Origin of the sequence: Mesorhizobium sp. YIM 152430 (genome assembly GCF_029210365.1) — a bacterium.
Classification (GTDB): Bacteria; Pseudomonadota; Alphaproteobacteria; order Rhizobiales; family Rhizobiaceae; genus Aliihoeflea.
On the sequence record NZ_JARGES010000018.1, the window covers coordinates 264154 to 289818 of the forward strand.

Annotated in this window: 24 protein-coding genes; 9 read left to right on the forward strand and 15 right to left on the reverse strand. The window is 60.1% G+C overall.

What is annotated here, in order from left to right:
* Positions 1-4: 4 nt before the first annotated feature.
* From PZ895_RS03780 to PZ895_RS03800, 5 genes are all read left to right on the forward strand, one after another.
* Positions 5-934 (forward strand): NAD-dependent epimerase/dehydratase family protein, encoded by a 930-nt coding sequence (locus tag PZ895_RS03780; protein ID WP_275837718.1) that lies wholly within the window; start codon positions 5-7, stop codon positions 932-934.
* Positions 935-951: 17 nt separating this feature from the next.
* Positions 952-2160, forward strand: coding sequence for a glycosyltransferase family 4 protein (locus PZ895_RS03785; RefSeq protein ID WP_275837719.1), 1209 nt, complete (start codon positions 952-954; stop codon positions 2158-2160).
* Positions 2161-2257: 97 nt separating this feature from the next.
* Complete coding sequence (locus PZ895_RS03790) at positions 2258-3130, forward strand: SDR family oxidoreductase (protein WP_275837720.1); 873 nt, start codon at positions 2258-2260, stop codon at positions 3128-3130.
* A gap of 26 nt (positions 3131-3156) precedes the next feature.
* Entirely contained in the window at positions 3157-4167 is a 1011-nt protein-coding gene (locus PZ895_RS03795) for a polysaccharide biosynthesis protein (protein ID WP_275837721.1), read from the forward strand.
* A gap of 45 nt (positions 4168-4212) precedes the next feature.
* Positions 4213-5673 (forward strand): flippase, encoded by a 1461-nt coding sequence (locus PZ895_RS03800; protein WP_275837722.1) that lies wholly within the window; start codon positions 4213-4215, stop codon positions 5671-5673.
* Positions 5674-5677: 4 nt separating this feature from the next.
* Here PZ895_RS03800 and PZ895_RS03805 read toward each other — a convergent pair whose 3' ends face one another.
* Positions 5678-6655: a glycosyltransferase family 4 protein gene (locus PZ895_RS03805; protein WP_275837723.1), complete on the reverse strand. Its 978-nt coding sequence runs from the start codon at positions 6653-6655 to the stop codon at positions 5678-5680.
* Positions 6656-6951: 296 nt separating this feature from the next.
* Here PZ895_RS03805 and PZ895_RS03810 point away from each other — a divergent pair, with 296 nt between their 5' ends.
* Entirely contained in the window at positions 6952-8109 is a 1158-nt protein-coding gene (locus PZ895_RS03810; RefSeq protein WP_275837724.1) for a glycosyltransferase, read from the forward strand.
* Positions 8110-8120: 11 nt separating this feature from the next.
* Here the strand turns inward: PZ895_RS03810 and PZ895_RS03815 are convergent, their stop codons facing one another.
* Together PZ895_RS03815 and PZ895_RS03820 are read right to left on the reverse strand one after the other, a co-directional pair.
* Positions 8121-9137, reverse strand: coding sequence for an EpsG family protein (locus PZ895_RS03815; protein WP_275837725.1), 1017 nt, complete (start codon positions 9135-9137; stop codon positions 8121-8123).
* A gap of 13 nt (positions 9138-9150) precedes the next feature.
* Complete coding sequence (locus tag PZ895_RS03820) at positions 9151-9792, reverse strand: hypothetical protein (RefSeq protein WP_275837726.1); 642 nt, start codon at positions 9790-9792, stop codon at positions 9151-9153.
* A 170-nt stretch (positions 9793-9962) separates the two neighbouring features.
* On the opposite strand from PZ895_RS03820, the gene PZ895_RS03825 reads away from it, so the two are divergent.
* The gene (locus PZ895_RS03825) at positions 9963-10985 is read left to right on the forward strand and encodes a DUF2793 domain-containing protein (protein ID WP_275837727.1); all 1023 of its coding nucleotides are present in this window, start codon (positions 9963-9965) and stop codon (positions 10983-10985) included.
* A 25-nt stretch (positions 10986-11010) separates the two neighbouring features.
* On the opposite strand, the gene wecB is transcribed toward PZ895_RS03825, so the two are convergent.
* The 11 genes from wecB to PZ895_RS03880 form a co-directional block, all read right to left on the reverse strand.
* Positions 11011-12123 carry a UDP-N-acetylglucosamine 2-epimerase (non-hydrolyzing) gene (wecB, locus tag PZ895_RS03830; protein ID WP_275837942.1) on the reverse strand — a complete coding sequence of 371 codons (1113 nt, stop codon included), beginning with the start codon at positions 12121-12123 and terminating at the stop codon, positions 11011-11013.
* A gap of 238 nt (positions 12124-12361) precedes the next feature.
* A complete protein-coding gene (gene ugpC, locus PZ895_RS03835; protein WP_275837728.1) occupies positions 12362-13447 on the reverse strand; it encodes a sn-glycerol-3-phosphate ABC transporter ATP-binding protein UgpC in 1086 nt (361 codons plus the stop codon).
* 8 nt (positions 13448-13455) lie between these two features.
* Positions 13456-14283, reverse strand: a complete 828-nt coding sequence (locus tag PZ895_RS03840; RefSeq protein ID WP_275837729.1) for a carbohydrate ABC transporter permease — start codon at positions 14281-14283, stop codon at positions 13456-13458.
* Positions 14280-15149 (reverse strand): sugar ABC transporter permease, encoded by an 870-nt coding sequence (locus PZ895_RS03845; RefSeq protein ID WP_275837730.1) that lies wholly within the window; start codon positions 15147-15149, stop codon positions 14280-14282. Before PZ895_RS03845 ends, PZ895_RS03840 begins: the two co-directional genes overlap by 4 nt.
* A 25-nt stretch (positions 15150-15174) precedes the next feature.
* Positions 15175-16455, reverse strand: a complete 1281-nt coding sequence (locus PZ895_RS03850) for an ABC transporter substrate-binding protein (RefSeq protein ID WP_275837731.1) — start codon at positions 16453-16455, stop codon at positions 15175-15177.
* A gap of 47 nt (positions 16456-16502) precedes the next feature.
* Entirely contained in the window at positions 16503-17228 is a 726-nt protein-coding gene (locus PZ895_RS03855) for an SIS domain-containing protein (protein ID WP_275837732.1), read from the reverse strand.
* Complete coding sequence (locus PZ895_RS03860) at positions 17225-17959, reverse strand: GntR family transcriptional regulator (RefSeq protein WP_275837733.1); 735 nt, start codon at positions 17957-17959, stop codon at positions 17225-17227. Before PZ895_RS03860 ends, PZ895_RS03855 begins: the two co-directional genes overlap by 4 nt.
* Before the next feature lie 75 nt (positions 17960-18034).
* The gene (locus tag PZ895_RS03865) at positions 18035-19534 is read right to left on the reverse strand and encodes an FGGY-family carbohydrate kinase (RefSeq protein WP_275837734.1); all 1500 of its coding nucleotides are present in this window, start codon (positions 19532-19534) and stop codon (positions 18035-18037) included.
* Positions 19531-20682, reverse strand: a complete 1152-nt coding sequence (gene nagA / locus PZ895_RS03870; RefSeq protein ID WP_275837735.1) for an N-acetylglucosamine-6-phosphate deacetylase — start codon at positions 20680-20682, stop codon at positions 19531-19533. Before nagA ends, PZ895_RS03865 begins: the two co-directional genes overlap by 4 nt.
* Positions 20679-21698 (reverse strand): SIS domain-containing protein, encoded by a 1020-nt coding sequence (locus tag PZ895_RS03875; RefSeq protein ID WP_275837736.1) that lies wholly within the window; start codon positions 21696-21698, stop codon positions 20679-20681. The genes nagA and PZ895_RS03875 overlap by 4 nt, the downstream gene beginning before the upstream one ends.
* The gene (locus PZ895_RS03880) at positions 21695-22450 is read right to left on the reverse strand and encodes a GntR family transcriptional regulator (protein ID WP_275837737.1); all 756 of its coding nucleotides are present in this window, start codon (positions 22448-22450) and stop codon (positions 21695-21697) included. Before PZ895_RS03880 ends, PZ895_RS03875 begins: the two co-directional genes overlap by 4 nt.
* Positions 22451-22707: 257 nt before the next feature.
* Between PZ895_RS03880 and PZ895_RS03885 the strand changes: the two genes are divergently transcribed.
* Positions 22708-24078 (forward strand): aspartate aminotransferase family protein, encoded by a 1371-nt coding sequence (locus PZ895_RS03885; protein WP_275837738.1) that lies wholly within the window; start codon positions 22708-22710, stop codon positions 24076-24078.
* 25 nt (positions 24079-24103) lie between these two features.
* Here the strand turns inward: PZ895_RS03885 and PZ895_RS03890 are convergent, their stop codons facing one another.
* Entirely contained in the window at positions 24104-24676 is a 573-nt protein-coding gene (locus PZ895_RS03890; protein ID WP_275837740.1) for a tautomerase family protein, read from the reverse strand.
* A 155-nt stretch (positions 24677-24831) separates the two neighbouring features.
* On the opposite strand from PZ895_RS03890, the gene PZ895_RS03895 reads away from it, so the two are divergent.
* A complete protein-coding gene (locus PZ895_RS03895; protein WP_275837741.1) occupies positions 24832-25662 on the forward strand; it encodes a GntR family transcriptional regulator in 831 nt (276 codons plus the stop codon).
* Positions 25663-25665 lie beyond the last annotated feature (3 nt).

Consider the following 25665-nt stretch of genomic DNA (forward strand, 5'->3'; position numbering starts at 1 on the left):
GATTGTGAAAGCGCTAGTCACCGGTGGGGCCGGCTTCATCGGGTCCAATGTTTGTAAGAAGCTGCTTGAGAACGGGGATGACTTTATTGTTGTCGACTCGCTAGTGACTGGCTATGCGGAAAATCTTCAGTTCTGCGATAGTGACCGTCTGCACAGGGTCGACATACGTGATCGAGAGAGACTGGCTCAACTATTTCAAGGCATCGACACTGTTTTTCATTTAGCCGCATCAGTTGGCAACAAACGCTCGATAGATGCACCCCACTTCGACGCCGAAATTAATGTGCTTGGGACCGTCACGGTTATGGAGTTGGCTCGTCAGGCTGGAGTCAAACGCGTGGTTGTCTCATCATCCGCTGGCACGTTTGGCGAGCTCAAAACTTTGCCAATCTCGGAGAACCACGCTGTAGAGCCGGACACTCCTTATGGAGCTTCGAAGCTATTCAAAGAAAAATTTTGCCTTAGTTACGGCAATCTATACGACATGGATGTCGTCGCACTCAGGTATTTCAATGTCTACGGGCCAAATCAGCGTTTTGATGCATATGGAAACGTTATTCCTATATTCGCCTACAAATTGCTCCGAGGCGAAAAACTAAAAATATACGGTGACGGCAACCAGACGAGAGATTTCATCCACGTAGATGATGTTTCTCGTGCAAATTATTTGGCAGCTAGTGTCGACGGTGCAAATGGTGCTTTCAATCTTGGCAGTGGGACAAGAATTACAATAAATGAACTTGTTGATATTCTGCAGAAAATTTCAGGTTTAAAAGCAGACATTGAGTATGTTTCTCGTCGTCCTGGGGACGTTATGCATTCTATGGCAGATATAAGCAAGATAAGAGATATGCTTGGCTTCCGCGTGTCTGTGGATATAACGGATGGATTGATAGAATATATAGAATGGCTTAAATTTGAAATTGATCGTTAATTTGCGTGTGAAATGTTATGCATATACTGATCGTAACTCAGTATTTTTGGCCAGAAGAATTTCGTATAAATGATCTCGCGCGTGGATTGGCTCAGCGAGGAATTCGCGTAACCGTTCTAACGGGCCTTCCAAACTATCCGGAAGGAAAGATATTCCCCGGATACAAGAATACAGGTCCCCTGCGCGAAATCTGGGAGGGTATTGATATAATCAGATCTCCAATGATTGCACGGGGAAATAACAGCAAAATTAAACTTGCATTAAACTACGTTAGTTTTGCGGTATCCGCTAGCGTAGTTGGGGCATTCCGGACACCTGCGGACGTTGATGCGATTTTCGTTTATGAGCCATCTCCCATAACGGTTGGAATTCCTGGAGCTGTATGCCGATGGCGGAGCAAGGCTCCTTCCTTTATTTGGATACTCGATCTGTGGCCGGAGAGTCTTGAGGCATCTGGTCTGGTTCGATCCCCGATAATAAAGGCCATCGCGGGATGGGTCGCTCGACAGGTCTATCGATTCTCTGACGTCGTTCTGGTGCCATCTAAAGGATATGAAGAGCCGATCCGAAAAGTCGCCAAGCGCGTCCTAGACGTCCGGTATTTCCCGCAATGGTCCGATGATGCAACCGGAGCCTCTACCGATGCCACATTCGATATCGGCGAAGGCTTTAACGTGGTATTCACCGGGAATGTTGGGGAGGCTCAAGACTTCGAAGCGATTATTGATGCTGCCGATCGATGTCGTTTGCATCCAGGCATACGTTGGATTATCGTCGGTGATGGGCGACGTCTCCAATGGGCAAAGCAGCGCGTTGTTGAGTTAGGGCTTTCAAACGTAGTTTTTACGGGTCGCGTGCCGAGCGGTGCCATTCCTGAAATTCTGCAGCAGGCCGATGTCTTGCTGGCCACACTTCGAGACGATCCAACATTTTCGCTTACTGTTCCGGCCAAAATCCAAACATACATGGCTGCCGGCAAGCCTCTGGTCACGGCGATTAACGGAGAAGTGGCTCGTCTCGTGTCGGAGGCCGGAGCCGGTGTGGCCGTATCATCTGGGGCATCCGATCAAATAGCTGCAGCCGTGATCCGGCTTTTTCAAATGAGTGACGACGAGCGCGGCAGATTGGGAAAGAACGCTTTGAGTTGTTACGATTTGAATTTTTCGCGTATTCAGTCGATCGATAAGCTGATCGGTTGGATCATAAAAGAGAGGAAAATAAGATAAATATATTCAGCAATTGTTCGAATGTTTCTACTTCATAATAATTATTGAATATCTCAATAAAAAAATCATTGAATTGCATCCATGAGGCAAATTAGCAATGAATTCGAGAACCCCAAAAAGGCTATTGATATTCGGAGCATCCGGGATGCTGGGCAATGCCGTGCTGAGGCTCTTCGCGCAGGACACGTCCTGGCATGTGACGGGGACGACCAGGTCTGCTTCGCAGCATCTGAAATTTCCCGATGATATACGCCGGCAGCTGCTCAACGGTGTGGATGTCGAGAATTTCGACTCGTTGAGCGCGGCGTTTGCCTCGGCCAAGCCTGATGTGGTCATCAATTGTGTCGGGGTAGTCAAACAGCTCGCAGAGGCGAACGATCCGCTTGCAGCAATCCCCATCAATTCGTTGTTGCCGCATCGTCTTGCCCGGCTATGCGCGGTGGCGGGGGCCCGCTTGGTGCATCTGAGCACGGATTGCGTCTTCGACGGCACGAAGGGGAACTACACCGAAAACGACAGGCCGGATGCGTATGACCTTTACGGTCGGAGCAAGTTGCTTGGTGAGGTGGACTACGAAAATGCCGTCACCTTGCGCACCTCGATCATCGGCCGCGAATTGGGTAGCGCGCATTCGCTGATCGATTGGTTTCTCGCCCAGGATGGCCAGGTTCGGGGGTTCACGAAAGCCATCTTTTCCGGTCTGCCGACAGTGGAATTGGCGCGGGTCATAAAGGACTACGTACTGCCCCGCCCGCATCTGCGCGGCCTTTACCACGTCTCGGCCGAGCCGACCAGCAAATACGATCTGCTGCAATTGGTGGCTCAGGCATTCGGAAAGACGGTCGAGATCGTGCCCGATGCGAAAGTGACGATCGACCGCTCGCTTGACTCGAGCCGATTTCGTCATGAAACGGGCTATCAACCGCCGAGTTGGCCGGAACTCGTTGCCCGGTTGCGCGACTTTGGCTGACATCGTGTTTAGAGAGAAGAGATAGAATGTTCGAAAACAAGACGCTCCTCATCACGGGAGGCACGGGCTCTTTCGGCAACGCCGTCCTCAGCCGTTTCCTGAAGACGGACTTCGCGCAGATCCGTATCTTCAGCCGCGATGAGAAGAAGCAGGAGGATATGCGGCTCGCGCTCCGTGACGACCGGGTGAAATTCCATATCGGCGACGTTCGCGACTACGACTCTGTCGATGACGCGGTTAAAGGCGTCGACTACATTTTCCATGCGGCTGCGTTGAAACAGGTCCCTTCCTGCGAATTCTATCCGATGGAAGCGATCAAGACCAATGTGCTTGGAGCCGAGAACGTTCTGCGCGCGGCGATCGCCCACGAGGTCAGCCGTTGCGTCGTTCTCTCGACGGACAAGGCCGTCTATCCGGTCAACGCTATGGGCTTGTCCAAGGCGATGATGGAAAAGGTGATGATCGCCAAATCGCGGTTGAGCGATAAGAGCCGCACGATCGTCTGCGCAACGCGCTACGGCAACGTCATGGCCTCCCGCGGCTCGGTCATTCCCCTGTTCCTCGATCAGATCCGCCAGGGCAAGCCGCTCACGATTACCGACCCCGAGATGACGCGCTTCTTGATGTCGCTGGAGGAATCGGTCGACCTCGTTTTGTATGCTTTCAGCCACGCTCAACCCGGCGACATCTTCGTCCAGAAGGCGCCAGCTTCCACGGTCGGCGATCTTGCGACCGCGCTTCGGGAACTTCTGGGCGGTGGCAGCGAACCAAGGATCATCGGCACGCGGCACGGTGAAAAGCTCTACGAATCGCTCGTTTCGCGCGAGGAGATGGTGCGTGCCGAAGATCTGGGTGGGTACTATCGGATTCCCGCCGACGCGCGCGATCTGAACTACGACAAGTATTTCGTCGAAGGCGAGCGCGAGATTGCGCAGATCGAGGACTACACGTCGCACAACACGCACCGGCTGGACGTGGCGGGCGTCAAGGAAGTGCTGATGAAGCTCGATATCGTCCGGGAGGCGGTGGGTGCCTGACGCTCAAGGCGACCGGGTGGTGGCGCGGGCGCGGCGCTGCTTCTGATGCTGCTGCGTCACACGCTGTTCAACCTTCTCGGCCTCGGCCTCCCTCTGGTCGTGGCCGTTTTTACCATTCCCCTGCTGATCGAGGCTTTGGGAACGGCGCAGTTCGGACTGCTCACGCTGATTTGGGCCGTTGTAAGCTATTTCGGCCTTTTCGACCTTGGGCTCGGGCGAACGCTGACCTTGCAGATGTCGGTCGCGGAGAGCCGGGGCGAACGCGAGCGCATCGCGCCGGCGGTCGCGACGGCATTGACGTTCATGGCCATCCTGGGTGTCCTCGTTGGCGCCTTGCTGGTCGTGGGAGCGGAGCGGGGCATCGACCTGCTGGCCGCTGTTCCCGAGCGCGAGGAGGCCGTCGCGGCGTTGATGGCCATGGGGATAGCGATCCCCGCGATCACGCTGACATCCGGATTTCGGGGAATGCTGGAGGCGCGCCATGCATTCGGCATCGTCAATCTGATCCGGCTGCCCATGGGCATCTACACTTTTCTGGGGCCGCTCCTCGCGGTCTGGCTTGGCGAGCCGCGCCTCGATGTCATCGCATGGATACTGGTGGCGGGCCGGTATGCGGGGTTGTTCGCCCACGCCTGGTTCGCCATGCGGCTCCTGCCGCCCGATTGCGGCGCGTTCCGGTTCCGCACGGATTTCGTCAAGCCGCTTTTTTCCATAGGCGGATGGCTGACCGTGTCGAACACGATCAGCCCGCTGATGGGTTATGCGGACCGTTTCATCATCGGCGCGCTGGTGTCGGCGACGGCGGTGGCGTATTACGCGACGCCTTATGAGATCGTGACGAAGCTTTGGATCGTGCCTGGCGCGTTGACGGCGGTGCTCTTTCCCACATTCGCCGCCCAGATGGCGCGGGACGTGGCCTCCGGGACGGCGCTGTTCCGTCAGAGCGTAACGGCGCTTGCGCTCAGTCTTCTGCCCGTCTGCGCCGCACTCGCCATCTTCGCGCACGAAATCCTCGGCCTCTGGATCGACGCCGAGTTCGCAGCCAACAGCGCGCTTCTGCTGCAGATTTTCGCGCTGGGGGTGGTGTTCAATGCCTTGGCAACGATCCCCTTCACATTGATCCAGAGCGCGGAACGCCCGAAATGGACGGCGATGATCCATCTCGCGGAAGTTGTGCCGTTCCTTGCGATCCTGTGGTGGGCGACGAGCATGTACGGCCCGGTTGGCGCCGCTCTGGCCTGGCTTGCGCGCATCGTCATCGATACGGTGGCGATGTTTGCAGCCAGCCGGTTCGTGCTCGAGGCGGGCTGGAGTGCGGTCGTGCCGGCCCGGTTCGGCGGCCTTGCGATGCTCACTTTTGTCGCGGCGGCTCTATGTCTGGTCGAAAGCCCCGCAATCCGCGCCGCAGGGCTGGCCGGACTGTCGGCGGCTGCCGCCATTATCCTCCTGCGCGAGCCGGCCGTGGTTGACCGCCTCGCAAAGCTCAGGGCGAGCGGGCCGGCCTGATTCATCAGCGGAGAAACAGTTTTCGGTTTGCCTCGATCGCTGCCGGGTCGGTGAGGACAGCCTGCGCATAATCTCGACACGCGCTGCGCATATCCGTCATGGCGTCCGCGTCGAGACCGGCGAGACGGTCGAGCTCGGCGGCAAAGGCGTCCTCGTCGAGCGGACCGTCATAGCCCACGCCCTTGGCCGCCAGACCACGCCAGGGCGTGCGGTCGCTGATGACGACCGGCAGGCCGACCGAAAGCGCCTCGGGAATCACATGACCGTAATTCTCGCCGAGGGTAGGAAGAAAGAAGACGTCGTGCTGCGCGAGCGCCCCATATATCCGGTCACGCGTGAGAACGCCGCCGTCCTCGAAGGTGATATGCGAAGGCAGGTCGCCTATGGCGCGCCGGCATTCGGCCCAATAGGCCGCGTCTTCCTTGGGGCCGTAAAGCGTGAAGACGGCAGGCGTCTTCATCTTCGCGAGCGAACGTACCGCACCGGCAAGGTTTTTCATCGGCGACACGCGCGCGAGAAAACACACGCGCAATGGCGCGCCGGGATTACGCGGCTGCCAGTTAGACAAGTCATTCGGGTTCGGCAAGGCGCCGAGATCGGGTGCAACATGGATGCGCCCGGCCGTCGCCTTTCCCAGCGCCGCCTCGATTTCCTCGGCCTCATGCGAGGTGGAGGCGTGCCATTCGATGTTTCGCAAAAGACCGCCGGCTTTCAACGCGGCGATATAGGCGCGCTTGCGCGGCGCCTTCAAGGCCAGCGCCCCGGCGGAAAATTCGCCGCGTGGCGCGAGGATCAGGCGTGCGGGTGGCAGGCGGCTAAGCCGCCGGGCAAGAAGGACGCGCGCGGTGAACAGCGTGTCGAAGAAGCTGTTGAGATAGATGGCCTCAGGCGTCGTATCGTGGACGATCCCATGGATCCTCTCTTGAGAAACCTCGCGAGACGCGAGATAGAGGACGGAGGCATCGCCAAGATCTGCCCACACGCCGGGCTGGATAGAGGGATAAGGTTCTGTGTCGCGGATATCCCGATCCGTTGTCACCAGCCGAAAGTCGATTTCACTGCCCAAGGCTGCGAACAGATTGCTAAGGGATACAATGGGTCCACCGGCCTCATAGCCGGGCAGGAAAAAGCGGTTCGTTACGAAAATTGTCATGACATTACACCAAATGCACCGCTAAATAGACATAAGTTCCAACGAACGCAATAGGCAGAGTTCTGGTTCTATGCCAGTAAGTGATTTAGTTTTTGCGTCGATTACAAGATTTTCTGGAAGTTTCGATGAAAAATCAGTTCGCCGTATCAATTCTGGTGCCAACGCATAATCGCTCGAAATACGCGATCAGTTGTTTGCAAAGCCTGCTCGCCATAAACGATCGTGGTGTTCAAGTCGTTTTCCACGATACGTCGAACGACGGCTGCGAACTGAAGCAGTTCGCCAGTACGCTCAATGACGACCGCCTGACATATGTTCATCATGCAGAACGATTGTCGATGACCGGCAATCACGAAGCCGCACTGGCTTATGCCAAAGGCGAGTTTGTGTGCCTGATCGGCGATGACGACACCGTGTTGCCTGCCATCACCAAGGCAGTAGAAATCGCGCGCGAGCAGAACGTGGATAGCCTCGTGCCGATCTTGTCGGCCAACTACTCATGGCCGGATTTCCGAACCATTTTTTTCGGTGACGCACATGCAGGGCGCCTCTATCTTGGGAAGTACAGTGCCGATATCAGGTCACACAACACCTCCCGCTCGTTAGATGCGGGGTTGCGCAATGCGTTTCAAGGGACGGATGGGCTGCCAAAGCTCTATCATGGGTTGGTCCGACGTGAGGTGATCGAACGCATCCGTCTTCGAAACGGCCAATTCTTCTATGGGACCAGTCCTGATGCTTCGGCGGCGGTTTCGCTTTCCCTGGAACTCGACCGGTACTGCACCTGGGACTTTCCGTTCACGCTTCCGGGGGCGTCGGGGGGCAGCAACACGGGACGCAGCGCTCTCAACAAGCACAAGGGCGACTTCAAGACAGACCCCCACATGGCAGCTTTCAAGAATGTCGAATGGGACGATGTCATCCCGAAGTTTTTCAGTGTTGAAACGGTTTGGGCCAATGCTGCGTGGGAGACGCTTCGACGTACCAGCCCCGATCATATGTCCCACTTCAACCTGAATCGGTTATATGCCCTTTGTCTACTCAAACATCGCGAGTATCAACCCCAGATCGCGGCTGCCATCGAAAGTGCGTCGCGACATCCCGGCTTGGATGTGAGAAAGGTCGGCATCGGAGCCGAAATCGCGCGCGCATTCGTCTTGAACGCGGTCGCCAAAGCAAAACGTTTGACTCGCCCTTCTGCCAGTGGAGGGAAGGCCGTGCTGGGTACATTCAAGAATGTCGAAGATGCGCAGCGAGAGATGCAGCGACGGTTTTCTTCCTGAATATATGTAGTTTATATTATAGGAAAACCCTCGCCGTATGTGATTACATTATTTATAAAACCTATGGATTTGAAGCTTAGATAAATCATTGGCAATAGTGCAAGCGGATGATTTATTCTGTTGTCTGTTAAAAGTGCATAGAAAAATACCGTATAAGCAATCATATTTACACGATCGGGCCCAACTATAGCCATAACAATGGCAACCGGAACAAAGAATCCGATTAAGCGCATCTTGCGTCGACTAATTAAAATTCCAAGCAAAAACAGTAGAAAGAAATTCAAGATCGAAAAAGGTCGGAAAACGTTGTTTTCAAAATAATAATTTATTTTATATAATATAGTTTCTACATAAGTATAAAATAAAAATGAAATTAAAATAAAAGAAAATACTGAAAATGCCAAAGCGTAAACTGCGATTTTCACGTCAAACCTGTTATTAAATGAAAAATATGGGGTTCGCTCAAAGGTGCGAGATAATAGATAGGAACAAAAGTATATCAGCGACTGCGCATGAAACGCCGGAGCTAGGAAGGCAAAAATCCAGCGCCAGTAAGTTTTGGAAAGGGCTGCCGCTATCATAAGAATATAGGCAAACTTTAAGCGTTCAGCGCCTGTAAGGGCAACTAAAAAATAAAAATTAGTAAATAAAAGTATTATTACAAATATATTTGCATGATATTTTTTTAGAATTTTTAAAATTAAAACTATTAGAATAGTATTGAAAAACGATACCCAAATTATTTTCGATACACCTATATTTGCTCCTATCCACATAACTAAGGTGAAGGCAGGTTCATTGCTTGTCAGGTGAAAATATTGCGCACGATATGAGTCAAGCAGCGACAGTTCGGCGATGGCATTATAGAAATTTGTATACGGAACTTGGTCGCCAAACCGATAAATCTGGTTCAGCCAAAGTGATGCAAAGAAACCAAGCAGGCCAGAAAATATGTATCCCGAAGCGGCTGCGATTTGAAATCGTGCTTCAAAAACACGTCTTGTCGAATGTACTAAAATTTTATCCATAATCTGTGAAAATTTACCTTATGCGGGAGTGGTTTCGCCAAGCGTCAATGAAGCTGCTGACGAATGCAAGAATGACGCCAAGGCCGATAAAAACAAGCATGGATATGGCCGGAAGCATGAGTGAATGCCCTTGGCGGGCAATCGAAGTCGACCTAATGCTGTATAGCTCTCGCAATCCAAGTTCACGACCCTTCAGGTATGAGTGAAGACTGGCAAGGTGTGGAATTGCATCATCATCTTTAGAAATGCCCTCAAGATACCGAAAAGTCTGGAGTTCTTGTTCATCAATCGAGCTGACCACGTTTTTCATAATGTTATCGATAATTGCAGCATCACTTTGACGGGATGGTTCGATGGTTACAAGCAATCCATTGTGCTTGACATTTTCGATGCCTGCACCGGCAAGTGCAAATGATGCTTGCTCTGCGATTGATGTGCCAATGGTGGATGGGGCGCCTGGCCCGTAAATGGAAATCTCTATACGCGTTGTTGGTGGAACATCACTACGGGAGTAGTAAACCACAGCAAATGCGATGCAGCCTGCGATCAAGCCAAGAACAATAAAAATGCGCTTTGCATAGATGATATCGGCGAGTTCCAAAAGGCTGATACTGCCGTCTGTCGTGGAGCTTGAACCAGCGTCTAATTCCTTCATCAGTCGAAATCTCCATTCACAGTGCCAGCCGCTGCACCAGGCTCCATATACGACGTAGGTGCAAAGATCGCTAGTGTTGGCTACGTTGCCCCTGCTTTAACAGCGAAAGGAATTTTATCCCCTCGCTGAGAGATCCAGTTACCCTTGGCTCCCCCAACCGGAGCCACACCATGCAGTCCACCCATCTCGAACTTCCCTACATCCTGCCCTCCCAGGCACAGAAGCACGTCACCCATAATGAGGCATTGCGGCGGCTTGATGCCTGTGTGCAGCTTTCGCTCGCTTCGCGCAGTCTCGACGCGCCGCCAGCGCAAAGCGTCGAAGGGGAAAGGTTTCTCGTTGCCGATGGCGCCGCCGGCTCCTGGGCGGGGCAGGCGGGGCGCATCGCGGTTCGCCAGGACGGCGGATGGTCCTTCCTGACGCCGCGCCAGGGCTGGCTGGCCTTCGTTGAAGATGAGGACCGGTTCATCGCCCGCGCGGCGGCGGGCTGGATCGCGCTTTCCGATGCCCTCGACGGGCCGCTCGGCCAGCTTGGCATCAATGCGTCCGCCGACGCGGTCAACCGGCTCGCCCTCAAATCCGCCGGCTCGCTCTTCGACCATGACGGCGCAGGTCACCGACTCGTCCTCAACAAGGCATCCGCGCCCGACACGGCCAGCATCCTGTTCCAGGAAGCCTATTCGGGCCGTGCGGAAATCGGCCTTGCAGGCGCGGGGGGCTTCGCTCTCAAGACCAGCGCGGATGGCGAGCAATGGACCGAGGCCATGCGCGTGGAGGGATCGAGCGGCCGCGTGACGTTCCCGAAGGGGGCGGGCGGCATCGCCATGCCGATCATGGGCAACAGCGGCTCCAGCGTTTCGGCCGGCCAGACGCGCTTTCTGACGCCGGGCCTGAATGGCAGCGGCCAGCCGGCGGTCTACGTCCCGGTTCCCGTGGCCGGCCGCTTTCGCGCACTGACCTGCGTGACGGGCGGCTCGCCCGGCATCGGCGAAAGCTGGACCTTCACGCTGCAAAAGCTGTTTTCCGATACCGCATTGACGACGACCATCCCGGCCGGATCCAATCAGGGCGTCGATGCGATCAACGAAGTGCAGTTCAACGCGCAGGAGCGGTGGTGCCTCAAGATGGTCGCTTCGCCGGGCGCCGCGAATTCAGGCAACGTCCTTTTCTCGCTGCTCTTCATTCCGGATTGATGAGCGGATGTACGGCTGGCGGCGCTTACGGACGCCGCCAGACCCTGCGGTTGACGTAATCGGTATAGCTCTGGACGATGCGCACCATCTTGTCCGAGACGTTGGCCGGGGCGTAGTCGGCCGGCAGGCGCAACAGGCGCGTCGTGCCGCGCGGCTGTGACGCGAGGATTTCCAGCGCCTCGACGACGCGCGTCGCATCGAGTCCGACCATCATCACGGACCCTTCCTCGAACCCCTCCGGCCGTTCATGCATCTCGCGCAGGTTCAGCGCGGGGAAATTGAGGATCGCGCTTTCCTCGGTGATCGTTCCGCTGTCCGAAAGGACGGCCCGCGCGCTCTGTTGCAGCTTGACGTAGTCGAGAAAGCCGAACGGCTTTTCGAAGCGCACCAGATCGTGACATTCGCGGCCCAGCCCGTCGAGCCGCGCGCGCGTGCGCGGGTGCGTGGAGACGATGACGGGAAGGCCGTAGCGCGTGGCAAGCTCGTTGAGGATGTCGAGCAGCTTTTCCAGCCGGTCCGGAGAATCGACGTTCTCCTCGCGGTGCGAGCTGAGAACGAAGAACTCGTTCTCGGCGAGACCGAGGTCGGCAACGATGGTCGACTGCTCGATGTCCGCCGCATAATGCTCGATGACTTCGCGCATCGGGCTCCCGGTGACGATCACCTGCTCGGGCGGAAAGCCCTCGCGCAGAAGATACTGCCGGGCGATCTGGCTGTAGGTGAGGTTGATGTCCGCGACATTGTCGACGATCCGGCGGTTGATCTCCTCGGGAACGCGGAAATCGAAACAGCGATTGCCCGCTTCCATATGAAAGACGGGAATCTTGCGACGCTTGGCCGAGATGGCGGCCAGGCAGCTATTGGTGTCGCCCAGAAGCAGGACTGCGTCCGGCCGATGGGTCTCGAGCGCCTTGTCGGCGGCGATGATCACCTTGCCGACCGTCTCCGCGCCGGTGGCGCCTGCCGCTTCCAGAAACATGTCCGGTCGGCGGATGCGCAGTTGATTGAAGAAAATCTCGTTCAGTTCGTAATCGTAGTTCTGCCCGGTATGAACCAGCGTGTGATCGAAGAACGTGTCGAATTTCTCGATGACCCGTGACAGACGGATGATTTCGGGCCTCGTGCCCACGATGGTCATGACTTTCACGGGCACTCCTAGTCTGAGGCGCCTTGGACGCCTTCACTTCCAGAACGGATTTGGCAAGACGCGCGATGCTCGACCGGCGCTCGACTGAACTGTCCCGATAGGGCCTCGTTCATTCTGCCGTCCGGCACGCGGGTTGCCGAAGATGGTCAGCGCTTCCCATACATGGGCTGGCCCTGGCCGACAATCGTGGATTGGTCTTGGCCGGGAGGGGCGGCGGACGTCGTGCGGTTCACAGGCGCGCACCAGCGGCATCGAAAGCGAAAATCCGTGACGGCTCGATGAACAATTCGAACGCATCGCCAGGTTGCACGTCGCGAGCGTCGCGCAGTTCGGCGGTGATCTGCGTTTCCTCGGTCAGCGAGGCGTGGAGGTATGAAACCGAGCCGAGACGTTCCATCGCCTGGCAGACGACGCGAACGCTGAACCCGGAACCGGCGGCTTCCGACAGATGCTCGGGCCGGATGCCGATCGTGATTGTTTCGGGCCGGTCTTCGGGCATCGCTCGCGCACGAACGGGTACGCCGCTCAGGCGCAGTGCAGGGATATCGACGACGAAGTGGTTCTCCTGCCGTCCGGTCACTGTCGCTGGGAAAAAATTCATGCGCGGCGAGCCGATGAATCCGGCAACGAAGACGTTGTCAGGATTCTCGTAGAGTTCGAGCGGCCGGCCGATCTGCTCGACCAGCCCGTCGCGCAGGACGACGATCTTGTCGGCGAGCGTCATGGCCTCCACCTGATCATGGGTGACATAGACCATCGTCGCGCCGAGATCCTTATGGAGCCTGGCGATCTCGAGACGCATCTTGACCCGCAGTTCGGCGTCGAGATTGGAGAGCGGTTCGTCGAACAGAAAAACCTTGGGGTCGCGCACGATCGCCCGTCCGATGGCCACGCGCTGGCGTTGCCCGCCGGAAAGCTGCTTGGGCTTGCGATCCAGGTAGTCGGTGAGGTGAAGACTTGCCGCTGCCTGGCGCACCTTCGCCATACGTTCGGCCTTGCCCATGCCCGACATTTCGAGGCCGAACCCCATATTTTCAGCCACGCTCATATGCGGGTAGAGCGCGTAGGTCTGAAACACCATTGCAATCCCCCGCTTGGCGGGATCGACTTTCGTCACATCGCGATCATCGATCGATATCTTGCCGGCAGTCGTTTCCTCGAGGCCGGCGATCATGCGCAGGAGGGTTGACTTTCCACAGCCGGACGGGCCGACGAAAACGATGAACTCGCCGCTCGACGCCTCGAGCGAGACGCCGCGTATGACTTCGGTGGCGCCGAAGGATTTATGCAGGTCGGTGAGAACGAGTTCAGCCATTCGGGCTCCTATTTCACCGCGCCTTCAGTCAGGCCGCTGACGAAGCCGCGCCCGATCAGTGCAAAAAGAGCGACGACAGGGACGATGGCGACCGTGGCACCCGCCAGCAGCAGGCCCCAGTCGATCTGATATTGTCCGATGATCCCGGAAAAGCCGACCGGCAGCGTGCGTTTCGCATCCGAGAGGATCAATACGGAGGCAAAGACATATTCGGTCCATGCGGTCACGAAGGCGTAGATGCCGACTGCGGCAATGCCGGGGGCGATGAGCGGGATCATGATCCGGCGCAAGATTTTCAGGGTGGACGCACCGTCGATGACCGCCGCCTCCTCGATCTCCTTGGGCACGCCTGCAAGGAAGGAGCGCAGCATCCAGATGGAAAACGGCAACGCGAAGGCGACATTGACGATGATCAGCGAGGGCAGCCGGTCGACGAGCCCGACCTTGGCGAAAAGGCCGAACAGCGGGATAAGCACGACGATGGACGGAAACGCATAGGCGAGCAGGATCGACCGATAGAGGACACCGCGGGCGGGAAACGTCAGGCGGAAGAAGGCATAGGCCGCCGGTATCGCCAGAACGAGCGTGACGAGCGTCGTACTGGTCGCCACGATCAGGCTGTTGATGAGATAGACCGGATAGTCCGACGCCTGGAAGAGCTTCTGGTAGTGCTGCGGTGTGAAGCTTTGCGGGAACATCGTCGGTAAGCGCGAGATGATTTCCTGCGGCAGCTTGATCGAGCCGGACACGACCCACCAGAAGGGCAGGCCGATCAGAGCCGTGAAGAAGGCGAGGCTTGCGCCGAGAAGGGCGTTGAGCGACAGGGACCGCCTCATCGATCGGTCCTGTCGAGTGCGCGCGTGGCAATGACGGCGAATGCCATCAGGAATATCGTCGTCATGACGGAGATCGTCGCCGCCTCCGACAGGCGGTACCCCTTGAACGCGGTCTCGTAGATGAGCACGGGAAGGGTGCGCGAGCCTCCGGCCGGTCCACCGCTGGTCAGGAGCCAGATGATGTCGAACACGTTAAATGACAGCAGGGTTCCGATGACGGCAAGCACACCGAGGGTCGGCGCCAGCAGCGGCCATGTGATGCGACAAAACCGCATCCAGGCATTGGCGCCGTCGAGACGGGCGGCTTCGTAGAGGTCGTCGGGAATCCGCGTCAGGCCGGCGAGCATCATCAGCGCGATGAACGGGAACCAGCGCCATGAATTGATGAAGACCAATGTCGCCATCGCGGTCCACGGCGTGGCGAAGAAGCCGACCGGGCGCTCCAGGATTCCCATCTGGATGAGAAGCGGGTTGATCATCCCGCCGGAGGTCGAGAACAGCCAGCGCCAGATGACGACGACGACGACCGTAGGCACGATCCAGGTCAGGATGATCCAGCTTCGCGCGATGCGCACGCCGGGAAACTTCTCGTTCAGGATGATGGCGGCGACGAGGGCGAGGATGGTCTGGACGATCGCATTGGCAACCACCCAGACGATGCTCAATCCCGTGGCATTCCAGAAGGCGGGGCCGGAGAGAATGCGCGCATAGTTGTCGAGTCCGACGAAACTGCCCGGCGAGCCGATGACGCGCACGTCCTGCAAAGAAAGCTGGATGGCCTGCACAAGCGGCCATCCGAGCGTTGCGCCAAGGAAGAGAAGAGCCGGAGCGACGAGCGCGAAGGCGAGGGCTTTCGACTGCTGCATCCGGCTTTCTTTCTCCAGCGCCGCCCTAACGGGCAACCTCTTCCATGCGCGCCTGGCCGGCAGCGACGGCCTCTGCGGCGGGCTGGCCGTTGACGACGATCGACTGCAAGGTCTCGGCGATGATGTTCTGCGCCGAGATCGCGGCTATGGAAGGAAAGGTCAGGCCGCTCGTGAAGCCGAAGAGACGGCCGTTTTGCGAGTTCTCGATGACGGTCTCGATCTGCTCGCGATACTTCTCCACCATCGGATCGGACCAGAAGCTCTCGGCTTGCGCGCCGTCGGCCGTCACCGGCATGAAAAGGCCCGGCTCCATGTTGAGGAAGCGACCGTAATTTTCCGGCTCGAGCAGGAAGGAGACGAACTTCTTCGATGCTTCCATCCTGGCTTCGTCACTCGACAGCAGCATGACGGCATTGGCATAGGAGATGGTGTTGTGGTCTTCGCCATCCTTGGAGGGGATGGCCGCCACGCCGAGATCCTCGGCATCGCCCTCTGCCTGCGTGTCGTAGGTGGAGATCACCGAGAACTGCATGACCATGGCGCAGCTTTGCGCAGAGAAGCAGGCTTCCGCCTCGCCCCATGTCCAGGACGCCGAATCGGCCGGCGAGAATTGGTGCAGGTTGGTGTAGAATTCATAGGCGGCAACCGTTTCAGGATTGTCGAAGCGCAGCGTGCCGTCCTCGTTGTAGATCTCGGTCGCACCGCCATTGACCATCACCGAATAGACGGTCTGGTCGGTATAGAGTTGTTTGTTGGCCGGCAGGCCCATGCCCGACACGCCGTCCCTGGAGAGCGCTTCGGCCGCTGCGCGCCATTCCTCCCAGGTCTGCGGAACCTCGACCCCCGCCTCTTCAAGCACGCTTTTGCGGTACCAGAGGTTCATGGCCATGTTGTAGAGTGGAACGGCCCAAACCCCGCCGTCGTAGGAATAGGCTTCGACGGCGGTGTCGATGAAGTCGTGTTTGCCGTCGAGTTCCTCGACGAAATCGGCGACCGACGTCAGCGCACCGATGTCCTTGAGAATCGGTGTGAAATCGGGAATGGCGAAGAGAAGATCAGGACCCTGGCCGGCGGCCAGCGCTGCCGGTGCCTTGGCGTAGACCTCACCCCAGTTCTGCGGTTCCTGCGAAACCACGATGTCGGGATTGGCCGCGTTGAATGCATCGATCAGTTCCTGGATTCGCTCGACGCGGTGCGGCGGCTGTTCCATATGCCAAAGCGTCAGGCGTACCGTTTCCTGGGCAAGAGCGGCGGCGGGCGTCAGCATCGTGGCGGCGCCGAGCGCGATTTTCAAAATGGTCCTCATCTCCTGTTCCCTTTCTTCTCGTTTGACGACCCCATTGACGTAGTCCTCTAAAGGTGCGGGTTTCGGGGCCGAAACCGCGCGACCAGTTCCTCGTTGATTTCCTTGGCGCCCGGCATGTTGGCGCTGAGGTAGATGGGAGCGTCTCCGGCCGGAGCCAGCCGGGCAGCGACGCTTGCCATGATTGCATTGATGATCGTCACGCCGATGGCTGTGGACACCGGCCCGACCTTGAGACCGCTTCCGGCGATCGAGAGCACGGCGTCGCCGGGAGGAGCGCCATTGTCGAGCACGATGTCCGCAATGTCCGCCAGACGCTCGGCGCCCTTGGCGGCAGCGGTCGAATAGTCGACGGAGGTGATGGCGATGACGGTTGCGCCTCGGGCCTTGCCGATCCGCGCAGCCTCGAGCGGGGCGGCATTGACTCCCGAATTCGACGAAACGAAAAGCACGTCCTCCGCACCGATCGCATATCTGTCGAGGATCGGGCCGACGATTCCCTCCATCCGTTCATAGGCCGTCCCGGCGACGGCCCCGCCATGGAGCATGGTCGGACCGGCAAGAATCGGCACGGTCAGCGCCAGGCCCCCGGCGCGGAAATGCACTTCCTCGGCCAGCATGTGGGAATGTCCGGTTCCGAACACGTAGACCCTGCCGTCCCGGCGCACCGTTTCGACGATCGCATCCTCGGCGCGCGCAATCGGCTCGGCGAGCGACGACCTGAGCGAGCCCAGGCGGGAGATGAGATCGGAGAAATAGGCGTCGGCGATCGTCATGCGGATATGCTCGCTCCAAGGGAAAGATCGACCTTCATGACGAAATAGTCGCCGCGATAGGTGGACCGAACGAATTCGAAAGCGTCGCCGTTCTGGTCGCGCGTCAACCGCGTCAGTTTCAGGACGGGCGAACCGATGTCGGTCTGCAAGGTGCGGGCGGTGGCATGGTCGGCGAGGCCGGCGGTCAATGTCTGCGCGGCGGTCGTGGGCACGATGCTGAAATGGGAGGTCAATATCCGGTAAAGCGACGCCTTGCCGAAATCCGCAATCTCCAGAAGTCCGGGCGCCCTGCTGGCGCATATATCGGTTGTCTCGAGGGCCACCGGAACGCCATCTGCAAACCGAACGCGCGCCAGCCGATGAACCTTGCGCGTGACCGCGATCGACAATGCACGCGCGGAAGGCTCGTCGGGATGGCGTGTGTCCGAAGCGATCACCACGCTCGACACGCGGCGTCCCTGACGGGCCATCTCATCGCTGAAGCCGGACAGAGTTTCGAGCCGCTGCTCGATCCTCGGCGTCCCCACGAAAGTGCCCTGTCCGGTACGCGTTTCGACGAGCCCCTTGGCGAGAAGATGCTGCAACGCCTGGCGCGCGGTCATGCGGCTGACGCCGAGCTTTTCGGACAAGGCGCGTTCAGACTTGATCTTGGAGCCGGTCGCAAGCGCACCTGAAACGATTTCCGCTTCGAGTTCGTCGGCGATCCTGAGATAGAGCGGCGCGTCCTGCATGGCGTCTCCGGAATGGTATAGGCCACCCGCATATTGGTATATACCAGTTGAGACTGACGCGGATCGAACGTTAAGTCAAGTGATCCCGAGCAGGCGGTCTCTTGCTTCCCGATAACGGGCCAGCGCAGGAGCCAGACGCGCAGCGCTCGCCCGGTCGGGTTCGAAGAGACGGCCCTTTCCCGCAACGGTCGCTGAAGCCGAATTGATCGTCGCGAACTGTCCCGCAGCCGTGGCCGCCAACAGGGCGGCACCCCTGGCGCCGAACTGCGATCCGTGCGGAACCTCGACCGGCGTGCCGATCAGGTCGCAGATCATCTGCGTCCACAGACTGTTCTGAGCGCCACCGCCTGTCAGCAATACGCGGTCACCGCTGAAATCGAGCAGATCGAAAAGATCGCGCATGGCAAACGCGACGCCTTCGAAGACGGCGCGGAACAGCAATGCGCGGTCATGCCGGGGGGTGAGGCCGACGAACTGCGCGCGGGCAATCGGATCGACGCGCGGCGCGATGATGCCGCTTTCGGAAAGATAGGGCAGATAGGTCAGGCCGTGTGCGCCTTCGGGCGTATCCAGCAGCATCTGCGAGGCGAGTTCGAACCGGTCGGGCCGTGCGGCGAGATCCGGTGCAAGCGCGCAAAAGGCCCAGTCGAGATTGAGCGTGCCGGCGACGTTGACCATCGCGCGATACCAGCGTTCGCCGGGCAAGGTGAACAGAAGTCCCAGATCGGAGGGCGCGAAGACCGGCCTGTCATGGACGACGCCCACCATGCAGGTCGTGCCGAGAACGGCGGTGGCGGTGCCGGCGGCCAATCCGCCCGCACCGATGACGGTCGCCGCGACGTCGCCGGCACCCACGCAGACCGGAAGGCCTTCGGGCAGGCCGATATGCCGCGCGGCGATTGCCGACAGGCCGCCGATGAAGGTTTCGGAATCGCGTATCGGAGGCAGAAGGTGCGCTTGCGCTTCGAGGCCGAACAGGGAGATCATCTCGGCGCTGCGGGTTCGGGTTGCCGCAGAGCCGGGGATGACCGAGGCTTCCGACCGGTCCGTCGCCGCAAGCCCCGTCAACCTGAACCGCAGATAGTCCTTGTAGCTGAACACGTAGCGGGCCGCATCGAGCACCGCCGGCTCGTTCTGCGCCAGCCAGGCGAGCACGGGCAGGGTGCAGCCCTGCTGCATCACCGAGCCCGAAGAATTGAAGATCCGCGACATGAATTGGGGGTCGCGCGCCATATGCGCCTCGATGAGCGGCTGCGCGCGGCTGTCCTCCCACGTGATGCCGGGCCGCAAAGCCTTGCCGTCACCGTCGACGATCCAGGCACCGACCATGGCGGCCGACAGGCCGATGCCGGCAATATCCGACGGATCGATACCGCTGTTGGCGACGACACGCCCAAGAACGTCCGTCGTTGCCTCCCAGGCCTCGTCGGGATCGAGTTCGCTCCAGCCGAAATGCGGGCGGTAAAGCGTCGTGCGCGCTTGTGCCTCGCCCACCTGGACGCCGGAAAGATCGAAGATCGCAGCTTTGGTCAGCGACGTTCCGGCATCGAGCCCGATGAAGAAGGGCGCGCTCACAGCTCTTCGCCCAGCCAGGTGCGTCGGACCGTGAGGTCGTCGCCAAGATGGACGAGATCGGCGCGCGCGCCTGCCGCCAGCCGGCCACGCTCGTTGCCCAGTCTCAAAAAGTCGGCAGGATCGGCCGTCGCCCGACGCAGCGCGTCCTCCGGCGGAATGCGCACCTTCTCGACGAGAAAGCGAACCGACGAGGCCATGTCTATGTCCGATCCGGCCAATGTTCCGTCGGGCAGCAAAAGGCGAGGGCAATAGCCTGATGCATCGCGGGTGATCGTGCGGCCGTTGAGGTCGAAGCGGTCAGCATCGCTGCCGACGAGTGCCATCGCATCGGTGACGAGAAAAATGCGGCCGGGACCGCTTTTGGCGGCGAGGGCGATCGCAATCGCGCGCGGGTCGATGTGCTGGCCGTCCGCAATGATCCCGGCCCATGCGTCGCTTCGCGCCAGGACCGCCCCGACGAGCCCCGGCTCGCGATGCGAAAGACCGCTCATTGCATTGAAAAGATGCGTGGCGCCGCGTGCGCCGGCATCGAAAAACGCGTCCGCCTCATCGGCCGAGCAGTCGCTGTGGCCGATTGAAACGATGACGCCTGCATCGGCGAGCTGCCGCACCTGGGATACAGTCGCCTGGTTGGCGGCCAGCGTGACGAGGAGCCGACCGACTTTGGGCGCGGCTGCAATGTAGGCGGCAACGTCCGCACCATCGAGCGGCCGCATGAACTTTTCGAGATGGGCGCCCTTTCGCGCCGGATCGAGATGCGGGCCTTCGAGATGCAGCCCGATGATGCCGGGCTGGCCTGCCGCTTGCCCGGCCGCGGCCAGCGCTTTCGCGGTGACGTCCGCGCTGTCGGTGATCAGTGTGGGCAGGAGCGCCGTCGTGCCGAAAGCCCGGTGGGCCGCCGCGATCCGCGCCATCGCAATGGGCGACGGAGCGTCGTTGAGCATGACGCCCCCGCCGCCATTGACCTGAACGTCGATGAAGCCCGGCGAAAGGATGCCGCCATCGAGCTCGATGCGCCGAATGCCGGCGGGCGGCGAGCCGTCCCTGATGGCGATGATCCGGCCATCGCGAACGACCAGATGCGCATTGTCATGGAAGCGTTGGCCATCGAAAATCCGTGCGCCGCAGAAGGCATGGGAAAGGGTCATGTCGTCTCCGTCACCTTGCGCAGATTGGCAGGGCGATCGGGATCGAGCCCCCGCCCACGCGCGACCGCTTCGATCGTGCGATACCAGAGGAGCGCCAGGACCAGCGTGTCGGTGATTGCATGGCCCGTGGAAGGCGCGCCACCGCCGCCCGGCATTGGGGTGGTCGATAGCGGAAGGACCATGCCGCCAAGCGCGGCAAGACGTTGAAGCGCCTCTGCATTGCCCTGTCGCGCGGCATCGTCGACGACCAGCGCGACGACGGGAAATCCAGGTTCGACGAGTTGCAGCGGCCCATGCATGAGTTCGGCCGTCGAGAAGGCCTCGGCATGAATGCCTGCCGTCTCTTTCGCCTTCAGCGCCGCTTCAAGGGCAATGCCGTAGGCCGGCCCCCGGCCCGTGACGAAGAGGGATCGCGTTCCGGCAAGGGCGTCGACGAGTTCCCTGATCTCGACCTTGAAGCTGCGTTCGAGTGCATCCGGCAAGGCGTCGAGGCCGGCTTCGAGCGCGCGATCCTCGGTGATGGCAGCGACCAGCGAATAAAGCCCGGCGGCCGAAGCGACGAAGGTTTTCGTCGCCGCAACGCTCTTTTCCAGCCCCGCATGGATGGGAAGAACGATACCGGCCGAGCGCGCCAAAGGACTCGCGGCGTCATTGACGATCGCGATGGTCGCAGCTCCACCGGCCGCGGCCGCTTCTTGCAAGGCGATGATGTCCGGGCTTGCGCCGGATTGCGAGACGGTGAGGTGAACGCCTGAAGGCAGCGTAAGCGGAGAGCGGTACACCGAGGCGATCGACGGTCCGAGCGAAGCGACCGGTCGGCCGGTTGCAATCTCGAAGGCGTATTTGAAGGCCGTGACCGCGTGGTCGGAAGAGCCGCGCGCCGCGACGGTGACGGGCCCGCGATGTGTGGCGAAGAGCTTGGCGATTTCGGCGATCCTCGTCCGCTCTCGCGTGCGAAGACGCCGGATCGCTTCGGCGGCATCGGCCGCTTCTGCAAGCATTTGCGTCGCGATCATGCAGCGCCTCCATTGGCGTCGAGTTCCGCGATGAAGTCGTAGGCGTCGCCGCGATAGTGCGAGCGTGTGAATTCGACCGGCCGGCCATCGGCGAGAAACGATACGCGCTCGATCAGAAGCGCGGGAGAGCCCGTCTGCACTCCGAGCAGGGCTGCGACGGCCGGTTCAAGCGAAATCGCGCGCAATCTTTGCCGCGCCCGCATCGGGCGGAAGCCCCGGTCGCCGAGATGGGAATAGAGCGAGTCTTGCCGGAGCGCGGGAATATCCGTGCCGAAGATGTCGGCGGGAACGGCAGCCGTTTCGATGGCGAGCGGCTGATCGTCAGCAAGACGCAGCCGCTCGAGCCGCACGATGGCGACGGAGCCGTCGATGCCAAGCGCCGTTCGCTCCGCCTGCGAGGCAGTGCTGATTTCCTGGCGCAGCAGCCTCGTGCCGGCGACGAGCCCCCGCACAGCCATGTCTTCGGTGAATGAGGACAGCCGCCACAACGCCTGCTCGATCAGGGGCTGGCGCACATAGGCGCCGCTGCCCGGCCGGATTTCTATGAGGCCGAGGCGGGCGAGTTCGGCATAGGCGGACCGCACCGTGACCCGCGCGAGGCCGAGTTGGCTGGCAAGGTTCCGTTCGGTCGGCAAGGCTGTGCCCGAGGGATGGTCGCCATTGCGGATGGCGGCCGCCAACGCATCTGCGAGGCGTCGATAGGTTGGGCCTGCTTCGGAAGCGCAAATGTCGGAAACGATGGTGCGGTCCATGATTGGTCCCATACCAATCTAAAACCAGTTTGGCAATCGAACCCACAAGCGACGGTCGCTGTCCGTGGCGGGAACGGAGGGGGTCGACATTCGGCATCACGCAATGCGCAAGGCGGAAGTGTCGCTGGCGCCATAGGAACCGCAGCCGCGATACGAGCTGCATTGCGACCATCCGTGACGGATCATTGGCACAAGGGTTTTCTTATTCCCGGTAGGTGGTCCATAACGAAGCCACCCGAATTTCAAGGAGACGCCCGATGCTGAAGAACGACATGCTCGACCAGTGGGACCGCGCACATTTGTTCCACCCGTCGACCCATCTTGGCCAGCATGAGCGAGGCGAGGCGTCGAACCGGATCGTGACCGGCGGCAAGGGCGTCCATATCGAGGACCGCGACGGCAATCGCCTGCTCGACGCGTTTGCCGGGCTCTACTGCGTCAATGTCGGCTATGGCCGCCCGGAAATCGCCGAGGCGATCGCGGCCCAGGCAAAAGAACTCGCCTATTACCATGCCTATGTCGGCCACGGCACGGAAGCCTCGATCACGCTCGCCCGGATGGTGCTGGAGCGCGCGCCGAAGAACATGTCGAAAGTCTATTTCGGCCTTGGCGGCTCGGACGCCAACGAGACCAACATCAAGCTCGTCTGGTATTACAACAACATTCTTGGCCGGCCCGAAAAGAAGAAGATCATCTCGCGCTGGCGCGGCTATCACGGTTCGGGGCTGGTGACGGGTTCGCTGACGGGCCTGAAACTCTTCCACGACAAGTTCGACCTGCCGCTGGAGCGCATCGTCCACACCGAGGCGCCCTATTATTTCCGCCGGCCGGACGCCGCGATGAGCGAGGCCGACTTCGTCGCCCATTGCGTCAACGAACTGGAAGCGATGATCGCGCGCGAAGGCGCCGATACCATTGCCGCCTTCATCGGCGAGCCGATCCTTGGGACGGGCGGCATCGTGCCGCCGCCGCCCGGTTACTGGCAGGCAATACAGACGGTGTTGCGCAAGCACGACATCCTGCTGATCGCCGACGAGGTCGTCACCGGCTTCGGGCGGCTCGGGACGATGTTCGGCTCCGACCATTACGGCATCGAGGCCGACGTGATCACCATCGCCAAGGGCCTGACCTCGGCCTATGCGCCGTTGTCGGGCTCGATCATCTCGCAAAAGGTCTGGGACGTTCTGGCCCGCGGAACGGACGAGAACGGCCCGATCGGCCATGGCTGGACCTATTCGGCGCACCCGATCGGCGCGGCGGCGGGCGTCGCCAATCTGAAGCTGATCGACAGTCTCGGGTTGGTGAGGAATGCCGGCGAGACGGGCGCCTATCTCAACGCCGAGATGCGCAAGGCGGTTGGCGGCCACGCCCATGTCGGCGACGTGCGCGGCGAGGGAATGCTGTGTGCGGTCGAGTTCGTCGAGGATCGCGAGAAACGCGCCTTATTCGATCCGGCGAAGAAGGTCGGGCCATCGGTCGCGGCAGCACTGTTGAAGCGCGGCGTGATTGCCCGCGCGATGCCGCAGGGCGACATTCTCGGCTTTGCGCCGCCGCTGTGCCTGACGCGCGGGGAGGCCGACGAGATCGTCGCGAAGACGAGCGAAGCCGTGCGCGAGGTGCTCGGCTGACCGGCCGGGGTGCGATCCTGCTTGTTCAGGCCGTCGCACCTGCCGCCGCAAGATCGTTCCAGACGTCCTGCCGACGGATCTTCTCGGCCTCGACCTCGAAACGGTCGATGAACCGGATGTCGGCGAAGGGCGTGCCGTCGAGCCATTCGCCATGGAGCGTTCCCGAAACGAAAACGGTCGTTACCGTGCCCGAATGGCTCTCGTCGACCAAGGCGATGGACTTGCGCACGAAGCGGTAGCGCGAGGCGGAGAACGCGACCAGATCGTCCAGGCTGGTCATCGCCGTGCCGTTCGCCTTGCCGGGAAACACCATCTCGAAGTCCGGGCTCAAATACCCTCGCGCGGCGTGAAGATCGCGCGCCTCCATCAGGCGCAGGAAATCGGCCACGATTTCGCCGGCCGGCCGCACCGCCGCGCCGGGTGAGCGTGGTGCGCGTCCGCGCATGTAGCTGCCGTCGTCGACTTCGTCGAACACCACTGTGATCGCATTGAGAGGGGCGTGGATCGTCGCGGCGACCGCGTCCGTCAGGCGCTCGGCAAGGCGTCGGCGAACATCGGCGCCATAGCCCCGGATCAACGTTCCGCGAATGATCGGCATGTCCCGGCTCCTGATGATGTCGAATCTTGCTTGCTATAATGGTATATTGTTATATCATTAGTCAAATGACGCAACGGCACCGCTCTTCCGGTGTCGGAAGCAAAGCGGGAAGCGGTGTGACGGAATTCGTGCGTGATATGGACCGGGAGCCGAATGTGCAGACAGGGCGCGCGGGCGCGCCGCGGCGGACGCTGATCGACCCGACGTCGCGCGTGCCGCTCTACCACCAGATCCTGATCATACTGCGCAACCAGATATTCTCCGGTGAGCTTCGTCCCGGCGCGGCGCTGCCCGGCGAACAGGAACTGGCCGAGCGTTTCGACGTCTCGCGCATAACGGCCAAGCGCGCGCTGAACGAGCTTGCCGATGCCGGCCTTGCGGTGCGCGAGCGCGGCCGGGGCACGCGCGTTTCGGACGCGCCGCCTGCGCCCACGGTCAAGACATCCGTCGAGGGCTGGCTGGAGAACATCTCGCTGATGGGCGTCGCGACCGATGTCGAGGTGCTGGAATTCGATTACGTGCCCGCCCTGTCGGAGGTGGCCGAAGCCTTGCTCGTCGCACAGGGCACGATCGTCCAGCGAACCGTGCGCGTGCGCTCGCTTGATGGCGAACCGATGTCGCATCTCGTCACCTACGTGCCGGAGGACATCGGACGCTCGTTCGATCGCGACGAGATGGGAAGTTTCCCGCTCCTGACGCTGATGGAGCGGCATGGCGTCAAGGTGGCCGACGCGCGCCAGAGCGTTACGGCGACCCTGGCCGAGCCGGAAGTCGCGCGCGCGCTCGCCATCCATGCCGGCTCGCCGCTGATCGACGTCCGGCGCATCGTGCGGGACGTCGACGACAGGCCGGTCGAATTCATTCGCGTGCTCTACCGGCCCGACAAGTACCAGTTCGAGATGAATCTGAAACGCGTGCGCCGGCGCGAGGGAATGCAGTGGCAGTCGCTCGGTCCGGGTTCCTCCGGCCGGTCGAACGAGAAGTGATCC

Bases quoted from the DNA above. Each gene is read 5' to 3' on its own strand.
- PZ895_RS03785 (WP_275837719.1), top strand. From the start codon at position 952: ATGCATATACTGATCGTAACTCAGTATTTTTGGCCAGAAGAATTTCGT.
- PZ895_RS03790 (WP_275837720.1), top strand. From the start codon at position 2,258: ATGAATTCGAGAACCCCAAAAAGGCTATTGATATTCGGAGCATCCGGG.
- PZ895_RS03795 (WP_275837721.1), top strand. From the start codon at position 3,157: ATGTTCGAAAACAAGACGCTCCTCATCACGGGAGGCACGGGCTCTTTC.
- PZ895_RS03800 (WP_275837722.1), top strand. From the start codon at position 4,213: ATGCTGCTGCGTCACACGCTGTTCAACCTTCTCGGCCTCGGCCTCCCT.
- PZ895_RS03810 (WP_275837724.1), top strand. From the start codon at position 6,952: ATGAAAAATCAGTTCGCCGTATCAATTCTGGTGCCAACGCATAATCGC.
- PZ895_RS03815 (WP_275837725.1), bottom strand. From the start codon at position 9,137: ATGGATAAAATTTTAGTACATTCGACAAGACGTGTTTTTGAAGCACGA.
- PZ895_RS03820 (WP_275837726.1), bottom strand. From the start codon at position 9,792: ATGAAGGAATTAGACGCTGGTTCAAGCTCCACGACAGACGGCAGTATC.
- PZ895_RS03825 (WP_275837727.1), top strand. From the start codon at position 9,963: ATGCAGTCCACCCATCTCGAACTTCCCTACATCCTGCCCTCCCAGGCA.
- wecB (WP_275837942.1), bottom strand. From the start codon at position 12,123: ATGACCATCGTGGGCACGAGGCCCGAAATCATCCGTCTGTCACGGGTC.
- ugpC (WP_275837728.1), bottom strand. From the start codon at position 13,447: ATGGCTGAACTCGTTCTCACCGACCTGCATAAATCCTTCGGCGCCACC.
- PZ895_RS03840 (WP_275837729.1), bottom strand. From the start codon at position 14,283: ATGAGGCGGTCCCTGTCGCTCAACGCCCTTCTCGGCGCAAGCCTCGCC.
- PZ895_RS03845 (WP_275837730.1), bottom strand. From the start codon at position 15,149: ATGCAGCAGTCGAAAGCCCTCGCCTTCGCGCTCGTCGCTCCGGCTCTT.
- PZ895_RS03850 (WP_275837731.1), bottom strand. From the start codon at position 16,455: ATGAGGACCATTTTGAAAATCGCGCTCGGCGCCGCCACGATGCTGACG.
- PZ895_RS03855 (WP_275837732.1), bottom strand. From the start codon at position 17,228: ATGACGATCGCCGACGCCTATTTCTCCGATCTCATCTCCCGCCTGGGC.
- PZ895_RS03860 (WP_275837733.1), bottom strand. From the start codon at position 17,959: ATGCAGGACGCGCCGCTCTATCTCAGGATCGCCGACGAACTCGAAGCG.
- nagA (WP_275837735.1), bottom strand. From the start codon at position 20,682: ATGACCCTTTCCCATGCCTTCTGCGGCGCACGGATTTTCGATGGCCAA.
- PZ895_RS03875 (WP_275837736.1), bottom strand. From the start codon at position 21,698: ATGATCGCGACGCAAATGCTTGCAGAAGCGGCCGATGCCGCCGAAGCG.
- PZ895_RS03880 (WP_275837737.1), bottom strand. From the start codon at position 22,450: ATGGACCGCACCATCGTTTCCGACATTTGCGCTTCCGAAGCAGGCCCA.
- PZ895_RS03885 (WP_275837738.1), top strand. From the start codon at position 22,708: ATGCTGAAGAACGACATGCTCGACCAGTGGGACCGCGCACATTTGTTC.
- PZ895_RS03890 (WP_275837740.1), bottom strand. From the start codon at position 24,676: ATGCCGATCATTCGCGGAACGTTGATCCGGGGCTATGGCGCCGATGTT.